At 66.5% G+C, this 22,172-nt stretch carries 24 protein-coding genes and 1 riboswitch; of the genes, 8 read left to right on the forward strand and 16 right to left on the reverse strand.

Annotated elements, in window-relative coordinates:
• Positions 1 to 67: 67 nt before the first annotated feature.
• The 3 genes from ACJH6I_RS28520 to ACJH6I_RS28530 form a co-directional block, all read right to left on the reverse strand.
• Complete coding sequence (locus ACJH6I_RS28520) at positions 68 to 580, reverse strand: diguanylate cyclase domain-containing protein (protein WP_406784983.1); 513 nt, start codon at positions 578 to 580, stop codon at positions 68 to 70.
• Positions 508 to 1,620: a PAS domain-containing protein gene (locus ACJH6I_RS28525; RefSeq protein WP_406784984.1), complete on the reverse strand. Its 1,113-nt coding sequence runs from the start codon at positions 1,618 to 1,620 to the stop codon at positions 508 to 510. Before ACJH6I_RS28525 ends, ACJH6I_RS28520 begins: the two co-directional genes overlap by 73 nt.
• Positions 1,621 to 2,271: 651 nt before the next feature.
• Positions 2,272 to 2,913, reverse strand: a complete 642-nt coding sequence (locus ACJH6I_RS28530; RefSeq protein WP_135356056.1) for a DUF6875 domain-containing protein — start codon at positions 2,911 to 2,913, stop codon at positions 2,272 to 2,274.
• A gap of 70 nt (positions 2,914 to 2,983) precedes the next feature.
• Here ACJH6I_RS28530 and ACJH6I_RS28535 point away from each other — a divergent pair, with 70 nt between their 5' ends.
• The 4 genes from ACJH6I_RS28535 (at position 2,984) to ACJH6I_RS28550 (ending at position 6,905) form a co-directional block, all read left to right on the forward strand.
• Positions 2,984 to 4,216, forward strand: coding sequence for an acetyl-CoA carboxylase biotin carboxylase subunit family protein (locus ACJH6I_RS28535; RefSeq protein WP_073694771.1), 1,233 nt, complete (start codon positions 2,984 to 2,986; stop codon positions 4,214 to 4,216).
• A gap of 45 nt (positions 4,217 to 4,261) precedes the next feature.
• Complete coding sequence (locus ACJH6I_RS28540; RefSeq protein WP_061003612.1) at positions 4,262 to 4,720, forward strand: aminoacyl-tRNA deacylase; 459 nt, start codon at positions 4,262 to 4,264, stop codon at positions 4,718 to 4,720.
• 197 nt (positions 4,721 to 4,917) lie between these two features.
• Entirely contained in the window at positions 4,918 to 5,376 is a 459-nt protein-coding gene (locus tag ACJH6I_RS28545) for an ATP-binding protein (RefSeq protein WP_131808857.1), read from the forward strand.
• Between the two features lie 140 nt (positions 5,377 to 5,516).
• Entirely contained in the window at positions 5,517 to 6,905 is a 1,389-nt protein-coding gene (locus tag ACJH6I_RS28550; protein WP_406784993.1) for an ATP-binding protein, read from the forward strand.
• Here ACJH6I_RS28550 and ACJH6I_RS28555 read toward each other — a convergent pair.
• The 11 genes from ACJH6I_RS28555 to thiO form a co-directional block, all read right to left on the reverse strand.
• Entirely contained in the window at positions 6,866 to 7,543 is a 678-nt protein-coding gene (locus tag ACJH6I_RS28555) for a response regulator transcription factor (protein WP_061003619.1), read from the reverse strand. The genes ACJH6I_RS28550 and ACJH6I_RS28555 overlap by 40 nt on opposite strands.
• A 46-nt stretch (positions 7,544 to 7,589) precedes the next feature.
• Positions 7,590 to 7,745: a hypothetical protein gene (locus ACJH6I_RS28560; RefSeq protein ID WP_165605570.1), complete on the reverse strand. Its 156-nt coding sequence runs from the start codon at positions 7,743 to 7,745 to the stop codon at positions 7,590 to 7,592.
• Positions 7,746 to 7,916: 171 nt separating this feature from the next.
• Positions 7,917 to 8,513 (reverse strand): phosphatase PAP2 family protein, encoded by a 597-nt coding sequence (locus tag ACJH6I_RS28565; protein ID WP_061003621.1) that lies wholly within the window; start codon positions 8,511 to 8,513, stop codon positions 7,917 to 7,919.
• Between the two features lie 39 nt (positions 8,514 to 8,552).
• A complete protein-coding gene (locus ACJH6I_RS28570) occupies positions 8,553 to 9,803 on the reverse strand; it encodes a hypothetical protein (protein WP_061003623.1) in 1,251 nt (416 codons plus the stop codon).
• A gap of 111 nt (positions 9,804 to 9,914) precedes the next feature.
• Positions 9,915 to 10,439 carry a hypothetical protein gene (locus ACJH6I_RS28575; RefSeq protein WP_406784985.1) on the reverse strand — a complete coding sequence of 175 codons (525 nt, stop codon included), beginning with the start codon at positions 10,437 to 10,439 and terminating at the stop codon, positions 9,915 to 9,917.
• A gap of 282 nt (positions 10,440 to 10,721) precedes the next feature.
• Positions 10,722 to 11,465: an ABC transporter permease gene (locus ACJH6I_RS28580; RefSeq protein WP_346415983.1), complete on the reverse strand. Its 744-nt coding sequence runs from the start codon at positions 11,463 to 11,465 to the stop codon at positions 10,722 to 10,724.
• Positions 11,462 to 12,370, reverse strand: a complete 909-nt coding sequence (locus tag ACJH6I_RS28585) for an ATP-binding cassette domain-containing protein (protein ID WP_061003627.1) — start codon at positions 12,368 to 12,370, stop codon at positions 11,462 to 11,464. Before ACJH6I_RS28585 ends, ACJH6I_RS28580 begins: the two co-directional genes overlap by 4 nt.
• 34 nt (positions 12,371 to 12,404) lie before the next feature.
• On the reverse strand, positions 12,405 to 13,175 hold the full coding sequence (locus ACJH6I_RS28590; RefSeq protein WP_061003629.1) for an SGNH/GDSL hydrolase family protein: 771 nt from the start codon (positions 13,173 to 13,175) through the stop codon (positions 12,405 to 12,407).
• A complete protein-coding gene (locus tag ACJH6I_RS28595) occupies positions 13,172 to 13,915 on the reverse strand; it encodes a thiazole synthase (protein WP_256370123.1) in 744 nt (247 codons plus the stop codon). Before ACJH6I_RS28595 ends, ACJH6I_RS28590 begins: the two co-directional genes overlap by 4 nt.
• A 22-nt stretch (positions 13,916 to 13,937) precedes the next feature.
• Positions 13,938 to 14,135 (reverse strand): sulfur carrier protein ThiS, encoded by a 198-nt coding sequence (gene thiS, locus ACJH6I_RS28600; protein WP_133427856.1) that lies wholly within the window; start codon positions 14,133 to 14,135, stop codon positions 13,938 to 13,940.
• Complete coding sequence (gene thiO / locus ACJH6I_RS28605; protein WP_346416092.1) at positions 14,129 to 15,136, reverse strand: glycine oxidase ThiO; 1,008 nt, start codon at positions 15,134 to 15,136, stop codon at positions 14,129 to 14,131. Before thiO ends, thiS begins: the two co-directional genes overlap by 7 nt.
• A 6-nt stretch (positions 15,137 to 15,142) precedes the next feature.
• Positions 15,143 to 15,253: riboswitch (TPP riboswitch) on the reverse strand.
• Positions 15,254 to 15,279: 26 nt separating this feature from the next.
• Here thiO and thiE point away from each other — a divergent pair.
• Positions 15,280 to 15,948 (forward strand): thiamine phosphate synthase, encoded by a 669-nt coding sequence (gene thiE / locus ACJH6I_RS28610; RefSeq protein WP_073694780.1) that lies wholly within the window; start codon positions 15,280 to 15,282, stop codon positions 15,946 to 15,948.
• Here thiE and ACJH6I_RS28615 read toward each other — a convergent pair.
• Entirely contained in the window at positions 15,938 to 16,423 is a 486-nt protein-coding gene (locus tag ACJH6I_RS28615; RefSeq protein ID WP_174557639.1) for an NUDIX hydrolase, read from the reverse strand. The genes thiE and ACJH6I_RS28615 overlap by 11 nt on opposite strands.
• Before the next feature lie 144 nt (positions 16,424 to 16,567).
• On the opposite strand from ACJH6I_RS28615, the gene glnX reads away from it, so the two are divergent.
• The 3 genes from glnX to ACJH6I_RS28630 all read left to right on the forward strand — a co-directional run bounded on the left by glnX (position 16,568) and on the right by ACJH6I_RS28630 (position 21,149).
• Positions 16,568 to 17,884 (forward strand): protein kinase G-activating protein GlnX, encoded by a 1,317-nt coding sequence (gene glnX, locus ACJH6I_RS28620; RefSeq protein ID WP_061003639.1) that lies wholly within the window; start codon positions 16,568 to 16,570, stop codon positions 17,882 to 17,884.
• Positions 17,885 to 17,892: 8 nt separating this feature from the next.
• Positions 17,893 to 18,846, forward strand: coding sequence for a glutamate ABC transporter substrate-binding protein (locus ACJH6I_RS28625; protein WP_406784986.1), 954 nt, complete (start codon positions 17,893 to 17,895; stop codon positions 18,844 to 18,846).
• Positions 18,847 to 18,974: 128 nt separating this feature from the next.
• Positions 18,975 to 21,149 (forward strand): serine/threonine-protein kinase PknG, encoded by a 2,175-nt coding sequence (locus tag ACJH6I_RS28630; RefSeq protein ID WP_406784994.1) that lies wholly within the window; start codon positions 18,975 to 18,977, stop codon positions 21,147 to 21,149.
• A gap of 141 nt (positions 21,150 to 21,290) precedes the next feature.
• On the opposite strand, the gene ACJH6I_RS28635 is transcribed toward ACJH6I_RS28630, so the two are convergent.
• Positions 21,291 to 22,169 (reverse strand): cytochrome c oxidase assembly protein, encoded by an 879-nt coding sequence (locus ACJH6I_RS28635; RefSeq protein ID WP_226519742.1) that lies wholly within the window; start codon positions 22,167 to 22,169, stop codon positions 21,291 to 21,293.
• Positions 22,170 to 22,172: the final 3 nt, after the last annotated feature.

The raw sequence follows: 22,172 nt of genomic DNA on the forward strand, positions 1-22,172 counted from the left end.
CAGATCATCCTCGGGAAGGTGCGCCCTTTCCTACGCCGCCTCGCCGAGGCTCATCCACAGGTTCTGATCATTGCTCCGTTGTTGGCCGGGTCGGGTCGACGCCGGCAACGCCGATACTGGCGCTGACGGCGATGGTGTGCTCATCGGTGACGATTGGGTTCTCGAGGGCGTGGTGCAGCCGCCGAGCGATCTGCTGAAGGTCTGCGGCGCTGGCTGGTGCAGCGACGAGCACCACGAATTCGTCGCCGCCGACACGGGCGAGGGTGTCGGTCGCGCGGATCGCCCCCTGGAGACGCTCAGCGCAGGCTTGCAACACCACATCGCCAACGTGGTGCCCCAGCGAGTCATTAATCCGTTTGAGTTGATCGATGTCGATGAACATCAGCGCCGCCAGATGAGGGTGGTCGCTGGGCGTCATGGCCGCAGTGATCATCGCCAGGGCGCGGCCACGATTGGGTAGCCCGGTGAGCGTGTCGTGGTGCGCCGCGCGGCGCAGATGCAGATTGGTCAGGTGCTCGGTGGTGACGTCAGTGAGCGACATGACAATCGGCGAACGTTCGGGTTCATCGGGGTTGAGCAAGGTTGTGGTGAACGAAATCCAGGATTGATGGCCATCGTCGCGACGCAGGCCGAGAACCTGCGCGTAGACGGGCTGCCCGGTGCGCAAGGTGATGTTGGCCGGCCGCTGCGGGGCAGGCACCATGTTTCCCTCGGTGTCGAAACCGGGTAGTCCAGCGCGCGCTCAGCATGTGTACTAGGAAAGCGTCCGCCCCCGGGTCCGCGGATGCGGATGGCGGCCGGATTGATGGAGGCGATGGTGCCGTCACGATTGATGACCACGATGCCGCGGTCCAGCGATGTCACCACCGACTGATAGTGCTGTGTGGTATCGAGCGCGTCGGCGCGGTCGGTGCAGATGAGGATGTACCCGGTGTCGACCGCTGCGACAGAGACACGCACCGCCACAGGCCCTCCTGTCAACGTGTAGCAGGTGAGGTCGCGGGCACGTCCCTCTGCGGCGATGGCAACCACATCGAGTTCGACGCCGAGCGCGTCGCGGATCAGCTGCCCGAGGGAGTCGGCGACTGATCGCCCGAACAGCCGCTCGGCAGCGATGTTCCATCCGGTGATCAGGCCGTCGACGGTGGCGGTGATGATGGCCTCCGGCGCATGCCGGACATGCAGTTCGTGGTTAATTGTATTGCTGTGCAACACTATTGGCGTGGTCACCGCTCGCAGCACCGTCTGATGGGCGGGGCGACCTTCCCACGGGGTGGCTACCGTGGTGGCTTCGATGTCGAGCGTGGTTCCATCGCAGCGCAGCAAAACCGACATCACCGGTGCCGATGCCTGGCCTGAGTCGCCGGGAGCGGTCAAGGCGCTCAAAATTGCTGCGGGATGCACAAAGTCGGTGATGAGCGTCCCAACCATCTGCCCCGTCGACTCGGCCATCGTCAAACTCGCCGCCGCGGCGTTGGCGTACACTACACGTCCACGATCGTGCACCAGGACGGCGTAAGGGCTGGTCTCGCTGAGGCTCCGGAAGCTGGCTGCCGATGCACCGACTGACACATTCCACGAGGTACCAGAATCGTGCCCCGTCGCATGATTGTTATGCATGCGTCACGCTCCCATCGGGGCCGACAGACACTGCCCGACGACAGTCGGGACGACCCCTGCCAAGCCTCTCTGCAATGATCGGGCGGTCTTGAGCGTCTGCGCATACCGCTGCGCCGCCGAGTCGGCGAAGTACTTCCCTGCCATGCATCAGTCCCGTCAGCCGGTGCGCGAACACCGTTCCCCGCGTCGCGCCGTCGCGCGACAAACCCCACCAACCACCTGCTAAAAATGACTGGCGCTAGCACTTCTAGCAATCACTGATGCAGTGCTACTTCAACTTCTGGGCGCAAAGAAGTCGCAAAGAAGTTCTGATCGCGCGCCGACGACCGATCGCGCCATTCATTACCACCCGCCGGGTCATCCCAACATCATCGGCGGTCTTGAACACGTATTACTGACGAATATCCGCGAACTGCACTTGACGCATCCGCGAGAAGACGACTCCTCCCGGAGGTGCGGCCACAACTCCGAGAGGACCACTGACGAGTGTCGAACAGAAATTAACTGTGAATGATATGAGCTAAGTTATTAGCCGATACTCCTACCTAGCGGACCATGCTCACCTATGCGGACCGGTGATCGAACGCTTTTTGGTCAACGGCCCCGCCGCGGCGGGCTCTTGTCCGCGACGCGAACGCCAGGCTCTGCGTTTCAGCCGGGCGGGGTCGGGTCGCTGAATCTGTCCGCTAAGGCCGCGCGCACTGGCGAGGGGACGGTCGGCGCGAACCGTCGCAGGTAAGCCTCGACCCAGGCCGGCGAGGTGTTGAGAAAAGCGAAGTCACTGCCCACCATGTGCCGTATCGCGAGGAGCGGAACGGGCGACTGCAGCGGACGGAAGTCGGCATTCCAGAGACCGCGCTCGGTGCAGCCGTCATAGAACTGGCCGACCATGAGGCCGGCGTCAACGAATTCGGGTTTGAGTGCCTGCTGCACCGCATCGATGACGGCGACGTCGGTCAGATCGGGGAACACGATGAACACCGCCTTGAGCAGGCTCTCGGGGCCATCAACCGGCTCCAGCTCCAGGAATGTGTCACGCAGTGTGTGCAGCTCAGCTACCAACTTGGAGAATGCCGGTAGTTCGCTGTGCACCGCGGTAATCCACAGCATGTCCTGATCCAACGAGGCGCGGGCAAAAGGGCACACCGGTCCCGCCCGCCCCAGGTCCCTATGCGGTTCCATGAGGTACTCACGAATCCAACCGCGCAGCAGGTGAGCAAATTCTGACGTTTCGTTGTCGGAATCGTCGCCGTCAGATAATTTGCAAAGACCGTCAAGCAGGGTGACCGCCATGTGCACAATCTCCCTGTCTCTGCTAACCGCCGCAGCTGTCGCGATATCCCCGTGGAGGGTGAAAACACCCATGTCAGTGCCCACCGAACGTCGAATCGCGATCGTATATGAACCCGACTCGGTCCCGCTGCTCATACTCACAGAGACGGCGACACGAAACGGGATTCACCTCGTCTGGTTAGCCGGTCAGACCGACGCACGAATACTCAGACGATTCGGAAGCGTTGTCATTACCGACGGCAGTTCCACCGAGAAGGTGACCGCGCAGCTCACACTACACGATGTCGTCGGCGTCACCACATTTGCCGACTCACGCATCGAGCATGCCGCCGCCCTGGCACGGAATATTGGTTTGCCAGCAAACCATGCCTGCACAGCACGGCTACTCGTCGACAAAATCGCCCAACGCCACGCACTGGCCGATGCCGGCGTACCCGGACCCGGGTTTGTCGGCATCGACAGCCCGGCCAGGGCAACCAGCGCCGACGAACTACTCAAGAAGCTGACCTACCCGGTCGTGGTGAAACCGGCGTCGGGGCACGGGGGCCGCGACACCATCTGCATTCCCGATTTCCCGGCGCTGGCAGCAGAATTGGCAATCCGATGCCACGCCAACCCATGGCGACCGACCATCATCGAAGAACTCCTCGGTGACTTCCCACCAACCGATCGCGGCGGCGTCGGCGACTACGTCTCGGTTGAAGTGGTGGTGGACAACGGGCTGCCCTCGGTCCTCGCAATCACCGGCCGCATGCCCCTAGCCGAACCATTCCGAGAAACCGGCGCCTTCCTCCCGGCGATACTGAGCCCAGTCGAGCGACACGACGTCGCAGACGTGGCGCTAAAGGCAGCACTAGCACTCGACGTGCAATGCGGCTGCCTACACATCGAGATCAAACTGACCACGACCGGGCCCCACATCATCGAAGTGAACGGGAGAGTTCCCGGCGGCGGCATCACCGACCTGGTTGCCGCACAAACCGGCATCGACCTTTTTGAATGCGCGCTGAACTCGGCCGCCGGACAGATCGTCGACCGGAGGCCGGGCAACGCAGCCGGGGTCCATTACCAGTTGGCCCTCCAGCCGCCGATCGGCCAACGAGTCCGACTACGACCGGATTGGTCGGCACAGTTGCGCACCGTCGCCGGCATCGAACACGTTGCGCTACGGTCAATGACCGCCGAAGTCGACCTGCGCGACGGCTCCTACGGCTACCTGCTGATGGCACGTGGCTGCGCCGACGACCACGAGGGCTTGCTAGAAACCCACCGGCGTCTGAACACCCTGTTGCTCAACGACTGATACCACTCACGAGACAGGACATCAATGACAGAATTGCACGCGCGAGTGCGCGCGCACCTGGCCGCTGCCGCGGTGACGCACCGGGTGCACGATCACGCCGCCCTGCCCGGCCCCATCTCATCGCCGACGGACTTCGCAGCCGCGCTGGGCTACCCCGTGGACCGGATTATGAAAACGCTGATCTGCCACGAACACTCCACGGGCAGACTGATCGCCGTCACCTGCCCGGTGAACATTCGGGTAGACCTCAAACGTGTTGCCACCGAACTCGGTTGCAGCAGAATCGAAGTCGCCAGCAGCGTGCAATTAGAAGCGACTACCGGCTACCCCCGACTCGGGGTATCACCACTGGGCCTGGACCCCAGTTTCATCGTCGTCATCGCGCAACACACGCTGACCTATGACACCGTTCTGGTCGGTGGCGGAGCAGCCGGAATCGAAATCGAACTCGCCCCCCGCGACTTACAACGCACCACTGACGCAGTTCCCGTCGATCTCCGATAGCGTCCCACCGCACGCGGGTACGAATACGGGCGGCACAGCCGTGCTGGCGAACTCTAATTTCTGATCGTTCTCAGCGTGTCTTCAGGTCGTGGCTCCTACGGTCGGGAGGTATATGCCCGGCGTAGCGCCACACCTGACCGAAGGCAAGCATGTTGCCTCGGCCGCCGGTCATTCACACGACCAGAAAGGACAACGCCGTGAGCCGAGAAGGAGAAATGGTCTTTCTCGATGATGTGTTGGTCCAGCATGCTGGACGGCTGCGGCAAAACACTGGGTTGTCGATCCGAACCGACCTGCAGCCGACCTACGTGGTGGGTGACGCTACGACATTGAACCGGGCGGTCACTGCGCTGGTCGAACATGCACGTTGCAACGCCGTATCGGCGATCGAGCTTGAGGTGTACCGCCGAGATGCTCAGGCGGTCATCATCATCCGCGACGACGGCCCCCATATCGCGGTCGCCGACACCGGCCGGATGTCGTCAAAGTGCAACTCCGGTCTGGAGTTGGCTGCTCGGATCATCGCCACTCACGGCGGGACACTTGCCGTGGGTGAACGCGGCGCGTGCACCAATGCAGTGAGCGTGCGGTTGCCGTCCACGCGGCAATCTCTGTTCAATTCGCCTGCACCGAAATGGATTTCGGATGGGCAATGACATCGCGCGCCGCCGAGGACGCACGCTGTGACATCGCTGCCGGAGACGGCAGTGAATGATGGAGCGATGTGGGTCGGTCGTGGGTGGGTCTCGCTGAGGGGCCTGCAAGGCCAGGGCGCCGAGTGAGCCGCCGCGTGGCGCTGAGGGATTTCGCAGGCCGGTGGCGTGGCTGGTTCGGCGGCATTGCGGTCCGCTCAGCGCTGGTGGCCGCGGCGGTGGTGCTGGCCGGCCTCGTGATCGTGGGGTCGGCCTCGACGCTGTTGCTGTACCGGATGATGTGCGCCGACGTGGACAACGCAGCGGAGGCCCGCGCCCAGGCGGTGGCCGATGTGCTGCGCAAGGAACCACCCGATGAGGTGGAATCGGTATTGATGCACACCGATCACCGGATCGTGGCCGTGCAGATCGCCGACGCCGCCGGCACCGTGGTGGAGCGATCCGCCAGCGCACCGCAGACCCCGTTGATTCCTGTGCCGCACGAAGGTGCCCAGGTCGGGGTGCTGGCAACCGATGACGACGACGTGCGCGTCAGCACAATCACAGTGGCATCCCGCAAGGGGCGGCAGTACACGGTACTTGTGGGCGGGGGCATCGAGCCGATCGAGCAGATGATCGGCACTGCCGGGCAGATGCTGGCGATCACGGCGCCGGTTGTGGCTGTGGTGGCCGGAGTCGTCACATACCTGCTGGTGCGCCGGTCGTTGCGGTCCGTGGAGGCCATCCGGTCGCGAGTGTCGGCGATCAGTGCCTTCGATCTGGGCGAGCGGGTCCCCGTCGGTCGCAGGTCGGATGAGATTTCCGCGCTGGCGGTGACCATGAACGACATGCTGGCCCGCATCGAGGCCGGCCATGCCGCGCAACGACGGTTTGTCGGGGACGCATCCCACGAGCTGCGGAGCCCGCTGGCAACGGTGGTGTCCGCGTTGGAGATCGGAGCCACCCACCCCGATCTCCTCGACAGAACGCTGCTGACCAACGCATTGTTGCCGGAAGCACGCCGGATGCAGACCCTGGTGGAGAACCTGCTCCTACTGGCGCGCGCCGATGAACGCGGCTTGCCGCTGCGTCGTGTCGAGACCGATCTCGACGATCTGGCGACTGCGGAGGCGGCACGACTCAAACGGGAAACGACGTTGCGAATAGTCTCCGATCTTTCGGCGGTAAAGGCCAGCGTCGATCCGGACGGGTTCGTGCGATTGTTGCGCAACCTGGCCGACAACGCGGCCCGCCATGCCACCAGCGAGGTGACCATCGTCGTGCGCGCCGAGGGTGACAACGCCGTCGTGCAGGTGATCGATGACGGCCCGGGAATCCCTGCCGCCGCACGGGACAAGGTTTTCGAGCGGTTCTTCCGGCTGGACGCCGACCGATCCCGGCGTGGTGGTGGTACCGGGTTGGGGTTGGCGATCGTCTCCGAGATCGTGGCCGCCCACGATGGCTCGGTCAGCATCGAGGACCGACGCTCTGGCGCAGGAACCGTGGTGACGGTTCAGTTGCCGCTTGCCGGTTCGCCGGATTCGAGCCGGTAGCCTGCGCCACGGAGCGTGGTGATCGCCTCCGAGCCGATCTTGCGTCTCAGATAGCCGACATAGACTTCCACCACGTTGTCGGGGCCGTCGTAGTGACTGTCCCAGACGTTGTGCAGGATCTGGGTTTTTGTGAGGACAGTGTCCTTGTGGCGCAACAGGTATGCCAGGAGCGCGAATTCTCGCGGTGTCAGCGAGACGTCCTCGCCACCCCGGTGCACGGTCCGGCGCGCGGGGTCCAGTGAAATGTCGCCGGCAGTCAGCACGACGGGACGCTGCGGTGCGCCGCGGCGAATCAAGGCCCGCAAGCGCGCGGTGAGCACCATGAACGAAAAGGGTTTGGTCAAATAGTCGTCTGCGCCCAGATCAAAGGCGTCGGTCTGGTCGTAGTCGCCGTCCTTGGCGGTCAGCATCAGCACCGGCGTCCAAATGTGTGCGGCGCGCATCTTGCGCAAGACCTCGTAGCCGTTGAGACCCGGCAGCATGATGTCGAGCACGATGACGTCGAACTGCTCGTGGGTGGCCTGCCAGAGGCCCTCGGCACCATCGGCCACCGCGACCACGACGAACCCTTCGGCGCGCAGCCCAGCGGTGATCGTCTCGGCCAGCATGGGCTCGTCTTCGACCAGCAGCACTCTCACCTGCGTAGCCTGGCACAGACTGAGGCGGCGGCCATAAATTGGCCGGCTACATCCCCTGGACGAGTGCGCTGTCGTAGTGCCCGCCGTTCGACAGAGCCGGTGCGTTCTGGGCGCGCTCCTGGGCCTCGTGGACCGACATCGTCGCCGCCACCAGCATCAGGGCTCCGACCATCAGGTTGATTGCTTCTCGCCGGGCTGTCATGTCCATCAACACCTTTCACGGGATTCCAGCTGATCGAAGCCGAGCAGCTGTCGGGTATGCCACCAGACTGACAGCAGGTCGCTGTGAGGACGCTGAGCGCGAACAGGCCTGAAGACCCGCGCACACGTTTCAAACGCAAAACTGCTGAAAAGCCCACCGCCACAGTCTGCTTCAGTGAACGGCACCTGGCTCAGCGGCCGTGATGAGCGGCCGCAGCCGGGTCCTGGCGGCGCGTTCCACCAGCCGGCTCAGCACCGGCCGGGCGACGAGATATCCGGAAACGCTCAGGGTCGCGCCCAGAGCGAGACCGGCAACGACGTCTTGGGGGTAATGCGCACCGACATAGACGCGAGCCAATGCCATGGCCACTGCCGCGATGGCGGCGATGACGCCGAGTCGTCGATTCACCAGCCAGACCCCGGCAGCGACGGCCCCGGCCATCATCGCGTGGTCACTGGGGAAGCCACCGTCGGTGTTGCAATGCAAGACGACGATGTGGGGCAGCGCATTACAGGGACGGGTGGCATTGATGGTATCGGCGATCGGCTGGTTGATGGCCACCGCTGCCAGCACACCCAAAGGCGCCCATACCGCCGCTGCCATCGCACTGGGGTTGTTGGTTCTGCGGGCGATCCACCATCCAGCGAGGAGAAAGCTGGCGAACAGTACAACACCGTCTTCGGCGTATCCGGCCACGACCGGGTGCAGCCACGGGGTGTCCCGGGCGAAATTGTTGATGTAGTAAAAGATTCGGGTATCGAGGTCCATCGCGGCCTTGTCGTTCTGAGTTGCGAATGACTGAAGGAATCAGCGCAGACTGTTCAAAAGCGTTGTCAGAGATTGTTTTTCGTCGTCAACGCTTGGGCTGCTGGATCGGACGGACTTGAGTGCTGCGTCGATTTCCCGGTCCAGCGCCGTCCAGGCGCTGGAGTCGATGGCCTGCAGCCGGTCCTGGTCGTGGTCCCATGCGGTTTCGAGGTCGGTGATCCGCGCTCGGGCGCCGGATTGGTCTCCAGCATCGACCTTTGCCAGCGTGTCTTGGGTGACGTTGCGGAAGTGCGCAATATCGGTCGCCGGGAAGGCACCGACCTTGCCGGGCACCAGAGGCGCGGCCGCCGCGGTCGGCGCGGGCCCTTCCTCGCTGTCGGTGACGGGGCCATGCGGCTGAATCGAGGCCCATTGCAGCAGGGCGCCGGCCGCCAAGACCACGACGGCGTAGTAACCGACGGTGCTCACCGCCGATAGCGTGCGCTTCGGCGCGGGGGCCGCCGCCTGATCGTCGACCTCGATCACATCGATGCGGGTCCAGGTCAGATAGCCGACAGCAGCGGCGATCGCGGCGAGGAAGATTCCACTGGTCAGGCCGTATCCGAGGCCGAGACCGTGTGCGCTGCGCGGTGTGGCAAGCCAGTCGCCGAGGTTGGCGCCCAGCGGGCGGGTCAAGATGTACGCCAGCCAGAACGACAACACGGAGTTGACCCCGACGCGCCAGCCGATGGTCACCGCGGCGATGAGGGTGACCGGGAGCAGTACCGATACCCCGGCACTCCACCCGGTCAGGGTCAAGGTCCAGTCGCCGGCGGCGGTGCCGAGCGCGAAGGTGACCAGGACAGCGAGCCAGTAGAACAGCTCCCGCGGTCGCGTTGTGATGCTGTGGATCGACAGTGTCCGCTCCCGGGCGAACCACACCGCGAACACCACCGCCAGAGTGACAGTGAAGACGGCTGTGCTCGTGGCCATCGGGACGGCAAGGGCGTCGGTGAGCAGATCGGTGTAGAGGGTGCCGGTGACGCTGAGGACCACGACCGTCAGCCAGTAGACGACAGGGACGTAGCGCGGCAATCGCAGCTGGGCCCCCATGACCAGGGCCAGTACGGCGGTGAACAGCACCGCGGTGGCACCGAGACCCACACCGAGACCTTGGTTGATCCAGTCGGCGAAGCTCTCTCCGACCGTGGTGCACAGCACCTTGATCAGCCAGAACCAGATGGTGACTTCGGGAACCTTGCTCGCAGTCACGCGCTTCACGATCGTTGAGGGGCGGGCAGCACCGGTCATGCCTGCGGAAGGTAGTCACCGCTTGCTGAACTGACGCTGAGAACGAAGGGGCCTGTCGTCGATCCTACAGGTGGACCAGGTGAACACCCACGTGCGGAGCTTCCCCGCGGCTCACTTGCAAAGGCCGGCAATCTTCGTGCTGACAGCTTCGCCGGCTTTCAACCGACCCGCCTGCGCCGGGTCGGCCCCGCCGATCCCGGCCTGCCCGTACATCGAAATATCCTGCAGGTCAACGGCAAACTCGCGAATCGCGGCCGTGAGGTCCGCCGGCGTGGCCCGGTCCAGATGCGTCTGCAAGTACTGAGCACCACTGCTCATGGCCAAACGCGAGACTGCTGTGACCGCCGTAACCGCAACCGGCTCAGAGCCGAGTTCGGTGTGCGTCTGTAGCGCCACCGCCGTGCGCACGGTGGTGAAGGCGGCACACGCGCGAGCCTTCGCGTCGGCGACTTGTTGCTCGGTGGGCTCTGGGACCGATGGCGACGACTGATGTGGTGGCGACACCAGCGCCCAGACCGCAACCCCTAGCGCGATGACCGCGATTCCGAGCGATGCGGGCGCCAACCACTTCGGTTGCAGATCTACCGCAACGGGCTGACGCGAGATTGACGGCGCTTCAGGGCCAGTCTCCGGCATACGCGCGATGGTAGAGCAACAACTGTCCGAATATCGGCGGTTGGACGAAGCCCAGGCAGGAACCGGTTCATTCGAGTCGAGGCCAGCATTCAGCTACCAGAGGGTGGCCGCAGTGACTGCGATCCATGCGGGCGGCGACTTGGTCGGAGTACAAGCCCGACCCAATCGCGGCGAAGTTGGAGCCATCGAAGTACCGAGCCATCTCCAGCAGAATCTCGCAACTCCGCCGGGAAGGCCCAGTGCGCCAAACCAATTCGGCCGTTGAGAGCAGACACCCATGCCCTACGGGTCGCGGCGGGTGACCACCACGAGCGCCAGCATGAACACCGCCGCCGCAACTGCGGCGAAGTAGAGGGCCGCGCCGGCCGGTCCCCACCACAACGAGAACGTCTGGAACCAGGGGGTCCTGGTGAAGGTGTACGCGTTCCCGAAGGGCAGCCACGGTCCCACCCGTGCGCCGACCTGAGGAAGCGCGCCGAGCACCGGTTCCACGACGAACGGCATCAACAACACCACCGCGACCACTGCCGCCGCGTGCCGCAACAACCCGCCCAGACCGACCGCCAGCACCGCGCCCAGCACGGCATACAGCGACATCGTGCCGATCGCACGCCAGACCTCCGCGTTCGAGAAGGACAACTCCTCGGCCTGCTCTGCGGTCACCAACGACGCCGCGAACGCGATCGAGCCCGCCACCATGACCGCGGTGACGACCGCGGAAAGCGCCGCCGTCACGAGCGCTTTCGCTGCCAGTGCCCACGCTCGGTTGGGGGTGGCCAGGAACGTCGTGCGGATCATGCCGGAGCGGTACTCCCCGGTGATCGACATCGCGGACAGGATCATCAGCATCGGCACACCGAAGACGCTGACGCCGATGGCCGCCCGCTCGGGCTTGAGCACCCCGTGCGGACCCAGTGCCGCCGCCTGTATCGCGGCGAACCCCAGACCCACCACCGCAACTGTCAGGATGAGCCAGATCGGCGACCGCGTGGTCTGCAGCTTGATCCGCTCGGCGTTGATCGTCATGGCGCACCCACCGCCCGGTAGTCGACGGCGTCGTCGGTCAGTCGCATGTACGCTTCCTCCAACGAGGCCTGCTGGGCGGCCAATTCGTGCAGCACGATTCCGTGACCGGCAGCCAACTCCCCCACCTGCTCCGTCGAGATTCCGCGAACCAGCAGCACGCCGTCCGCCAATTGCGCCGACGCATCCTGCGCCGTCAGCAACTCATGAAGACGCTCCAGCTGCGGGCTGCGGACCCGAATGGTGTCGCTCCCGGAGCTGGTCAGGAACTCCGCCATGGTGCTCGAGCTGATCAACTGTCCCCGCCCGATCACCAGCAGCCGGTCCGCTGTGTTCGCCATCTCGGCAAGCAGATGACTGGACACCAACACCGTCCGGCCCTCAGATGCCAAGTCGCGCATGAGCGTCCGAATCCACCTGATGCCCTCGGGGTCCAGCCCGTTCACCGGTTCGTCGAACAGCAGCACTTCGGGATCACCCAACAGCGCCACGGCGATGCCCAACCGCTGCGACATCCCGAGCGAGAACGTGCCGGCCTGTTTACCCGCGACATCGGTCAATCCGACGATGTTCAGTACTTCATCGACACGGGCCTTCGGCAGCTTGTTGCTGGCGGCCAGCCACCGAAGGTGAGCGCGCGCCGTGCGATTGGGATGCACCTGACGGGCATCGAGCAGCGCACCGACGCTGCGCAGCGGATGCTTCAGCTCGTGATAGGTCTTGCCCAGCACCGTCGCGATGCCGGAGGTCGGCCTGTCCAGCCCGACGATCATGCGCATCGTGGTGGATTTACCGGCGCCGTTCGGCCCGAGGAAACCGGTGACGAAACCGGGCTCGACGGAACAGGTCAAATCATCGACGGCGCGTTTGCGCCCGAAAACCTTTGTCAATCCCGTCAGCTGGATCATCGCCGGACAACCCCCTTGCCTGATGGCAGCGCCATCAGGCGCACGATACGCGTTCGATCACCATCTGCGCGACGGCGCGCATACCCGCGGCGTTCGGGTGCAGCGGGGCCACCCGGCCCGGCAGTGGCAGATGAAACGCCGTGGTCCAGGGATCGGCCGACCACGCATGGTGCGCACGGCTGGCAGCTGCGACCGGCACCAGTTCACATCCGGCCGCCGCGGCCGCGGCGGCCGTCAGCTCGGCCAGCCGGGCGGCGACGTGCCGGCCCAGCTCGGCATCGGCCGCACCGATCGGTGGTGCGGGCACTCCCGCCGGCGGCAGGAGCGTCAGGTAGTCGACGAACAGCACCCGGGCCTGTGGGGCACGTCGACGTACTTCTCGCCCAACGGTTTTCAGCGACTCGCCCACGACTTCGAGCGCCTGGTCCCGCGCCGCCGCATCGAGTTGCCCGCGCAGCAGTCCACCGATGACGGGCACCGACCGCAGGAACCGGGGCAGGCAGGCCGCCCCGAGCATCGGTACATAGCCGGCGTCGTTGCCGCCGATGGTGATGGTGACCAACGACTCCGAGCCGTCGAGCGCGTCCACCTGCGGCGGCGCACCGTACTGCCGTTCGGTGAGCAGGTGGGTGGTGGTGGCGCCCGAAAAGGTCACGTCGACAAGGTCGTAACCGAGGCGGTCGGCGACGAGATGCGGGTAGTTGACCGCCGACCGGCCGGACCGCTTCGGCGCACCGGGCGCACCCGGTGCGATGCCCGGCCCGGCGGCCATCGAACTACCGAGGGCGACGTACCGCGGCGTCATAGCGCCGGACTGGATGCCTGCGCCCAGAACCGCTTGGGCACGCGGCCGGCGCGCGAGGCCAGCCGGCCCGCGGTGACCGCCGCCGCCATGGCGGCGGCCATCATCGGCGGATCCGAGGCCCGGGTCACCGCCGTCGCGAGAAGCACTGCGTCACAACCCAGTTCCATGGCCAATGCGGCATCGCTGGCCGTGCCGATGCCGGCGTCGAGCACCACCGGCACGCCGGCGGCCGCGACGATCATCTCGATGTTGTGCGGGTTGGAGATGCCCAGCCCCGTGCCGATCGGCGCGCCCAACGGCATCACCGCCGCGCAGCCGGTGTCCTCCAGCCGGCGCGCCAACACCGGGTCGTCGTTGGTGTAGGGCAGGACGACGAAGCCGTCATCCACCAATTGCTCTGCGGCGCGGACCAACTCGATGGCGTCCGGCAGCAGGGTGCGCTCGTCGGCGATCACCTCGAGTTTCACCCAGTTGGTCTGCAGCGCCTCGCGCGCCAGTTGCGCCGTCAGCACCGCTTCGGCCGCGCCGCGACAGCCGGCGGTGTTGGGCAGCGCGGCGATGCCGAGCTTGTTCAGCAGATCGAGCACGCCGGTGCCGGTTTCGGCGTCGATGCGCCGCATCGCGACAGTGGTCAGCTCGGTACCCGAGGCGACGAGTGCCTCCTCCAGGATCGACAGATTCGCCGCACCGCCGGTGCCCATGATGAGCCGCGAACCGAACTCCCGGTCGGCGATGCGCAGGACGTCGGCCGACGTACAGACCTCAGCCACCTTGCACCGCCGTCACGACCTCGATCTTGGCGCCCTCGGCCACGACGTCGTCCCACTCCGACCGGGGCAGCACCGTCCAGTCGACCGCGACGGCGATGCCCTTGTCCGGAAAGCCCAGGGTGCCAATCAATTCGGCCACCGTGGTGCCTTCGCGAATCTCCACGTTCTCATCGTTGACTGTGATCAGCACAGTGCCACCTTCTCTCTCGCATCGCCCTTCAACAGGTCCGAAATCCGTTGTGCGGTCCAGGCGGCCAGCAGAAAGCCGTTCCTCCCGTGACCGGTGGCCGCCAGGGTGCGGTCATCGAGCCAGCCCACGATCGGCAGGCCGTCCGGGGTCATCGGCCGCAGTCCCGCAGCGCATTCGGCAAGTTCGTATTCGCCGAGGGCAGGTATCACCGCACAGGCGTCATCGAGAAGGTCGCGCACTCCGGATACCGCCGGCGCGGTATCCCGGCCGTGCTCGTACTGGGTGGCGCCGACCACCACACCATCGGCACGCGGCACCAGATACACCTGCCGACCGTGCACCCGAGCGCGAATCACCCGCCGCGGCACCGGCATACAGCCCTTGCGCCACCGCAGCCGCAGAATCTCGCCCTTCACCGGACGCACGGGCAGCCCGGGCCACAGTGCCGGCGCGTCGATCCCGTTGGCCAGCACGGTGACATCGGCGTCGCGCGTCTTGTCGAGGGAATCGACCGGTCCGGCCCATTGCACACCCAGGCGGTCGCAGTGCGCGATCAGCCCCTCGACCACGAGGCGGTTGTCGACGGCCAGTTCGGTCTCCGCCCGGAAGCCGTGCCGAATCCCCTGCGCCAGCAACGGTTCGATGTCGCGGGCCGCGGTGGTGACCGTGACGGGATGCCCCTGCGCTGCCAGCCACTCAGCGACCGTACGGACGTCGGCCGCGTCTGCCCGGTCGACCGCCACCACGAGCGAGTCGCGGGCCGTCACCACGTCGTCAGGCAGGCCGTCGAGGAAGCCGTCATGCCACAACGCCAGCGAGTCCAGCCCCACCTGCAACTGGTCCTGCTCACCCGGCCAGCCCTCGGAGTGCGGCGCGAGCATGCCGCCGGCGACCCACGAGGCGCCGCGCGCCTCGGTCCGGTGCACGCGCACCGACCACCCGTCCAGCGCCGCGCGCCTGGCCACGGCCAGACCGATGACGCCGCCGCCGATTACCGCCATGCCAGCCGGCACGATGATTCCTCTCCCTTCGCCGGCATGATCCGGATCAGGTGTGACGGTAAGGGTAGGACGACCCCACTCTCAGCCCCCGGTCCCGGGACTCCCGTGTGTGCGGCGTCCACGGTAGTCGCTACCGTCGCGCTGTGTCTAAAGCCTTCGAGCGTCTGCAGTCCGCGTCCCTGTACCTGTGCACCGACGCCCGCCGGGAGCGCGGTGACCTGGCCGAGTTCGCCGACGCGGCACTCGCCGGTGGCGTGGACATCATCCAGTTGCGGGACAAGGGCTCGGCCGGTGAAGCACAGTTCGGTCCGCTCGAGGCCAAGCAGGAGCTCGAAGCGCTGGAGGTGCTGGCCGACGCGGCCAGGCGGCACGGCGCGCTGTTCGCGGTGAACGACCGGGCCGACATCGCCCGCGGCGCATTCGCCGACGTGCTGCACCTCGGCCAGGACGATCTGCCGCTGGCCCTCGCCCGCGACATCGTCGGGCCGGATCCGCTGTTCGGCCGCTCGACGCATGACGAGCAGCAGCTGGCCGTCTCGGTGACCGAGGACGTCGACTACTTCTGCGTCGGCCCGTGCTGGCCGACGCCGACCAAGCCGGGCCGCACCGCGCCGGGCTTGGAACTGGTCCGCGCGGCGGCCGCGACGGGTACCGACAAACCCTGGTTCGCCATCGGCGGCATCGACCTGGCGCGGGCCCCCGAGGTGGTGGCCGCCGGTGCGCGGCGCATCGTCGTGGTCCGGGCGATCACCGCGGCCGAGGATCCGGCCGCGGCAGCGCAGGCACTCAAGCAGGCCCTGCCTACGAACTGAGCGGGATACTCGCCGTCACGCTGCGCAGCTGTTCCCAGCTGGCGGCGAATCCGGGATGCAGCGGCAGCGACGCGACGTCGTCCTCGGAGACCCACCGCAGCTCGACGCTCTCCCGGTTGGGCACCGTCGCGAGTTGTTCGGGTGCGTCGGCGATCACCGTGGTGTACGTCCACACCTCGCCCATCGCGATCGCGGTGACCACGGTCGTCCGGACCGTCAGCTGCTCGGCCAGCAGGCCGGCCTCCTCGTAGGCCTCGCGGACGGCGGCCTCCTCGACGGTCTCGTGGCTGTCGCGCGCCCCACCGGGCAGTGCCCAGGTGCCGCCTTGATGGCTCCATGGCGCGCGGTACTGCAGCAGCACCGCCGCTCCGCCGCCCGGCTGCGGCGCCCGCAGCAGAAGTCCGGCCGCACCATGGCGACCCCAGAAGTGGGAGCCGTCAGCCGCGAGCACCCATCCGTCACCGTCGCCCTGCACGAAACCCACAATAGGGAACGTCGCGAAAGATTTGGGGGACCGGGCCGACCGGTAGTCCACCCCCTACGCGCCGCAAGCTCTTAGACTTCTATTAAACGAGTTCGGCAGGGCCAACGGGTCAGGAAAGTTGAGGTCGGCGCACACGTGACGGTGGAGTTGGCGCACCCTTCGACCGAGCCGGTGGTATCTCGGTCCCCCGGGACTCCCGCGCACACTCGATGGTGGTTCATGTGGACCACCCCCGGCCGCATCCTCCTGATCGGGTTGATGCTCGCCAGCCTGGTCCTCGCGTGTGCCTTCGCCACCTCGACCACGATCCACGCCCGCCAGCAGGCCCTGACCACCGTGCTCGACCACACCGAGCCGCTGGCGTTCGCGGCCGGCCAGCTCTACACCACGCTGTCGGTCGCCGATGCCGCCGCCGCGACCGCCTTCATCGCCGGCTCGGAGCCGGTGGATCTGCGGCAGCGCTACGAGCAGGCCATCACGGACGCCGCCGTCGCCGTCACGGCCGCGTCCAGTGGCATCACCGACGAGCCCATGGTCAAGGTGCTCGGGCACATCAATGCCGAGCTGGCGGTCTACACCGGCCTGGTGGAGACCGCGCGGACCAACAACCGCGCCGGCAACCCGGTGGGTTCGTCGTACCTGTCCGAGGCGTCATGGCTCATGCAGACCCAGATCCTGCCCGACGCCCAGCGGCTCTACGAGAACACCTCGGCGCGGGTGAACTCGGAGACCAGCGGCTCGTCGCAGGTGCCCGCACCCGTGATCCTGGTGGTCGCGGCGACGCTGATGTTCGGCTTCTTCTCGAACCGCTGGCTGGCCCAGCACACCCGCCGGCGCGTCAACATCGGTTTCGTCGCCGGCGGCATGGCGGTACTGATCATGATCATCTGGATCGGCGCGACGCTCATCATCTCGACCACCGACACCCGGCATGCCCGCAACGCGGCAGCGTCGCTGCAAACTGTGACGAGCATGGCCATCACCGCACAGCAGGCGCGGGCGGACGAGACGCTGTCGCTGATCCGGCGGGGCGACGAGAGCGTCCGCAAGCAGTCGTACTACCACCGCATCGACGCCCTCCAGCAGCAGCTCGGGGATTACATGCGTCGCCCCGATGCGATCGGCAAGAAGGACCTGGACGGCGCCGATCAGTTGATCCGCCGGTGGCGTGCCGCCGACGACCGGATCAACGCCTACATCTCGACCGGCAACTACCAGTCCGCCACCCAGGTGGCGCTGGGTACCAGCGAAGACGATTCGACGCCGGCGTTCGACAAGCTCGACGAAGCGCTCTCCAAGGCCATCGACGAAAGCCGCAAGCAGCTGCGCAGCGACATCCTGAACGGACGCCAGGCGCTGTCCGGGGCGACGGTCGGTGCGGCCGCGTTGAGCTTCGCCGCGGCACTCGCGGTGGCGCTCGGGCTGTGGCCGAGGTTGAGTGAATACCGATGAGTTTCACGATGCGTTCTCGGTTGGTCCCGGCGATGGTCGCGGTGTTGGTGGCCGCCGGCTGCGGCGAGGCCCCGCCGCCCGCCGCGCCGCAGAGCATCACCATCGCGCCGCCGACACCCGCGGGCATGGAGGTGCAGTCCGCCGTGCCGGAGCTCGGCCCGGAGGACAAGTCCGACTGCACCGCAAGCCTGCGGCCGTTCCCGACGCCCGAGGCCGCCGCGGCGGCCGTCACCAACATCAAGGACCGCGGCCGGCTGATCGTCGGGCTCGACATCGGCAGCAACCTGTTCGCGTTCCGCGACCCCATCACGGGGCAGATCACCGGATTCGACGTCGACATCGCCGGGGAGGTGGCCCGCGACATCTTCGGCACCCCGTCACAGGTCGAGTACCGCATCCTGTCCGACAACGACCGGATCTCGGCGCTGCAGCACAATCTCGTCGACATCGTGGTGAAGACCATGAGCATCACGTGCGACCGGCGCAAGCTCGTCAACTTCTCAGCCGAGTACTTCTCCGCCAAGCAACGGATCCTCGCCACCCGCGACTCCGACGTCCGCAGGCCCGCGGACCTGTCGGGCAAGCGGGTCTGCGTCGTGAAGGCCACCACCTCGAAGGCACGCCTGCAGCGCATCACCCCGCCGCCGGTCCTCGTGGAAGCGGTCACCTGGGCGGACTGCCTGGTGGCGTTGCAGCAGCGGCAGGCCGACGCGGTGTCGACCGATGACGCGATCCTGGCCGGTCTGGTGGCGCAGGACCCGTACCTGCACATCGTCGGCCCCAACATGGCCGAGGAGCCGTACGGCATCGGAATCAACCTCAACAACACCGGTCTCGTGCGGTTCGTCAACGGGACGTTGGAGCGGATTCGCCGCGACGGCACGTGGAACACGTTGTACCGCAAGTGGTTGACCGTGCTCGGCTCGACGCCGAACCCACCCGTACCGAGGTACAGCGACTGATGCCCGACAGCGAAGCGACGACAGGCCCCGTTGAGGCGGGCCCGGTGGACGCGGGTCCGGTGGACGCGGGTCCCGACACCGACCCCGGCACCCAGGCCGTCGAGGTGACGTGGGATTCGCTGGCCACGATGCGGCCGATGGGCACGCAAGCCGTGTTCCGGCCACTGTTCGACGACTCGATGAGCATCCCGGTGCCGGTTCCGCCCGAACGGGATTCCGCGCCGACCGGCCTCGTCACCGCGACCACCCGGGTCTCGCCCATCCGGCGCCTGGGCGGCGGCCTGGTCGAGGTGCCGCGGGTGGTTGACCAGGATCCGCTCGCCGCGTTGATGACCGATCCCGTGGTGGCCGAGGCCAAACGGTTCTGCTGGTCCTGCGGCAAGCCCGTCGGCCGCTCCGAGAACGGCGAACCCGGCCGGTCCGAAGGCTCCTGCCCACACTGCGGCGCCGCGTATTCGTTTCTGCCACAACTGAGTCCGGGCACCATGGTGGCCGACCAGTACGAGGTCAAAGGCTGCATCGCACACGGCGGGCTGGGCTGGATTTACCTTGCCCTGGACACCAACGTCAACAACCGCCCGGTGGTGCTCAAAGGCCTGGTGCACTCGGGCGACGCCGAGGCGCAGGCCATCGCCATGGCCGAGCGGCAGTTCCTGGCGGAGGTCACCCACCCGGCCATCGTGAAGATCTTCAACTTCGTCGAGCACGCCGACAAGCACGGTGACCCGGTGGGCTACATCGTGATGGAGTACGTCGGCGGCACCTCGCTGAAGCAGGCCAAGGGCGCCAAGCTGCCGGTGGCCCAGGCCATCGCGTACATGCTGGAGATCCTGCCGGCACTGGGCTACCTGCATTCGATCGGGCTGGTCTACAACGATCTCAAGCCCGAGAACATCATGCTCACCGAGGAGCAGCTCAAGCTCATCGACCTGGGCGCGGTATCGCGCATCAACTCGTTCGGGTTCCTTTACGGCACACCGGGTTACCAAGCGCCCGAGATCGTCCGCACCGGGCCGACGATCGTCACCGACATCTACACCGTCGGCCGCACCCTTGCCGCCCTGACGCTGAACCTCAAGACCGACAAGGGCCGCTACGTCGACGGGCTGCCCGAGAGCGATCCGATTCTGCTGCAATACGATTCGTTCGCCCGGTTGTTGCGCCGCGCGATCGACCCCGATCCACGCCGGCGGTTCGGCAGCGCCGAGGAGATGTCCGGGCAGTTGCTCGGCGTGCTGCGTGAAGTCGTCGCGCAGGACACCGGGACACCGCGGCCTGGCCTGTCGTCGGTGTTCAGCCCGTCGCGGTCGACGTTCGGGGTCAACATGCTGGTGGCCCACACCGACGTGTACATCGACGGGCAGCAGCACACCGAGAAGATCACGGCGCCAGAGATTGTCCGGGCGCTGCAGGTGCCCCTCGTCGACCCGGCCGACGTCGGTGCGGCCGTGCTGTCGGCCAGCCTGCTGAGCCAGCCGGTGCAGACCCTGGATTCGCTGCGCGCCGCCCGCGAGGGTTCGCTCGACTCGGAAGGGGTGGACCTGTCCACCTCGGTCGAGCTGCCCCTCATGGAGGTCCGCGCCCTGCTCGACCTCGGCGACGTGGCAAAAGCCAACCGGAAGCTGGAGAACCTGGCCGACCGGATCGGCTGGCACTGGCGGCTGGTGTGGTTCCGCGCCGTGGGCGAATTGTTGTCCGGCAACTACGAGTCCGCGACAAAGGATTTCACCGAGGTACTCAACACGTTGCCGGGCGAACTTGCGCCGAAGGTGGCGTTGGCGGCCACCGCCGAACTGTCCGGCTCGGAGGCCGAGCGGGCGTTCTATCAGACGGTGTGGAACACCGACAACGGCATCATCTCAGCCGGTTTCGGCCAGGCCCGGGTACAGGCGCTGGCCGGCGACCGGGAGGCCGCGGTGCACACTCTCGATGAAGTTCCGGCCACTTCAAGGCATTTCACGACGGCGCGACTGACCAGCGCCGTCACCCTGCTGTCGGCGCCGACCACCGCCGAGATCACCGAACGCCAAATCCGTGACGCCGCAAGGCGAGTGGAGGCGTTGCCGGAAACCGAACCGCGTGTGCTGCAGATCCGGACACTGGTCCTCGGCACGGCTCTGGACTGGCTGGCCGACCACACCGCCAGCACCAATCACATCCTGGGTTTCCCGTTCACCGAACACGGTCTCCGTCTGGGTGTGGAGGCCTCCCTGCGCGGGCTGGCCCGCGTGGCGCCGACCAAGGCGCACCGCTACGCGCTGGTGGATCTGGCCAACAACGTGCGGCCGATCAGTACGTTCTAGTTCGGCGTGTCGCCACGGGCGTGTCGGCTCTCCCTCGGCACATTCGATCTGCGTCCGTCAGCATTCCTTGACAGTCAATGAAAGTTGACGCGCTGAAATCGCCAGTGCCACAGGAGAGACGACACGCCGACCACGACTCGCTCAGCGGTAACGGTCACGCAGCTGCGGATCGCTCTGCCACCAGAGTCCGCTCGGCGGTGCGTCGGCCTCCGGTTCGTCGGCAGCGGCCGCCGGCGGGGTGGCCGAAGCAGCCGCGTCGAGTTCGGCATCGACCTCAGCCGCCTTGCGCCGTTCGTCGGAACCCAAGGCACGCATCAGCAGCAGGATGAAGGGCACGCCCAGCACGTCACCCAGAATCCACAGGATCCCGGCGCCGTAGCTCTGGTCCTGCCGGATGCTCGGGCCGAAGTCGCGGTGCAGTCCGGCGTAGTAGTCGTAGGCGATCACCGGGCCCAGCCACAGCACCAGCCCGAGGATGCCGTCACCGAGACCCTCGGCCACGCTGATCCCGATGGACAGCAACGGCGGGTAACGCCGCGGTACCGGGTCGACCTGCAAGCGGGCATAAAAGTAGCCAAAGCCGATGGCCGGCAGCACAAGTCGCGTCACTGACGCGAGCGGTCCGGTCATCGAGGTGACGTACCAGGGGGTCAGGTACAGCAGCCACGGCGTCACCAGCATCAGCACCGACGTCACCGGCGGCGACAGCAGTACCCGCGTGGCAGTGGAATTCAGCACCGGGTCGAGCACGGTTCCCACCATCGAGACCGGACGGCTCAGCGCCAGGAGGAGCGGCACCACGTACAGCAGGAGCAGGACCTGCAGCGCGCGCACCCAGAACAGCATCGGCGCATAGACCGCGACGGCGCTGAGCGTTGCCAGTGCCCACACCGCGATGGCGCCACCGAGGCACCACGATCGGGCACGAGACACGCGTCGGCGCAGCCGCACCAGGGCACCGATGCCGAGCAGCACCAGCACCACCGCTACGGGGTCGAACGTCCCGGTCAGTAAGGGCACGAG

It is taken from the genome of Mycobacterium sp. SMC-13, from assembly GCF_045311035.1.
Lineage (GTDB): Bacteria > Actinomycetota > Actinomycetes > Mycobacteriales > Mycobacteriaceae > Mycobacterium.

Excerpts from the sequence above, each read along its gene's own strand:
- ACJH6I_RS28560 (WP_165605570.1), bottom strand. The coding sequence starts at position 7,745 with ATGACAGCCCGGCGAGAAGCAATCAACCTGATGGTCGGAGCCCTGATG.
- ACJH6I_RS28580 (WP_346415983.1), bottom strand. The coding sequence starts at position 11,465 with ATGACGATCAACGCCGAGCGGATCAAGCTGCAGACCACGCGGTCGCCG.
- ACJH6I_RS28625 (WP_406784986.1), top strand. The coding sequence starts at position 17,893 with ATGCGTTCTCGGTTGGTCCCGGCGATGGTCGCGGTGTTGGTGGCCGCC.
- ACJH6I_RS28525 (WP_406784984.1), bottom strand. The coding sequence starts at position 1,620 with ATGCATAACAATCATGCGACGGGGCACGATTCTGGTACCTCGTGGAAT.
- ACJH6I_RS28575 (WP_406784985.1), bottom strand. The coding sequence starts at position 10,439 with ATGCCGGAGACTGGCCCTGAAGCGCCGTCAATCTCGCGTCAGCCCGTT.
- ACJH6I_RS28590 (WP_061003629.1), bottom strand. The coding sequence starts at position 13,175 with ATGACGCCGCGGTACGTCGCCCTCGGTAGTTCGATGGCCGCCGGGCCG.
- ACJH6I_RS28585 (WP_061003627.1), bottom strand. The coding sequence starts at position 12,370 with ATGATCCAGCTGACGGGATTGACAAAGGTTTTCGGGCGCAAACGCGCC.
- ACJH6I_RS28530 (WP_135356056.1), bottom strand. The coding sequence starts at position 2,913 with ATGGCGGTCACCCTGCTTGACGGTCTTTGCAAATTATCTGACGGCGAC.
- ACJH6I_RS28630 (WP_406784994.1), top strand. The coding sequence starts at position 18,975 with ATGCGGCCGATGGGCACGCAAGCCGTGTTCCGGCCACTGTTCGACGAC.
- ACJH6I_RS28565 (WP_061003621.1), bottom strand. The coding sequence starts at position 8,513 with ATGGACCTCGATACCCGAATCTTTTACTACATCAACAATTTCGCCCGG.
- ACJH6I_RS28535 (WP_073694771.1), top strand. The coding sequence starts at position 2,984 with ATGTCAGTGCCCACCGAACGTCGAATCGCGATCGTATATGAACCCGAC.
- thiO (WP_346416092.1), bottom strand. The coding sequence starts at position 15,136 with ATGGCGGTAATCGGCGGCGGCGTCATCGGTCTGGCCGTGGCCAGGCGC.
- ACJH6I_RS28570 (WP_061003623.1), bottom strand. The coding sequence starts at position 9,803 with ATGACCGGTGCTGCCCGCCCCTCAACGATCGTGAAGCGCGTGACTGCG.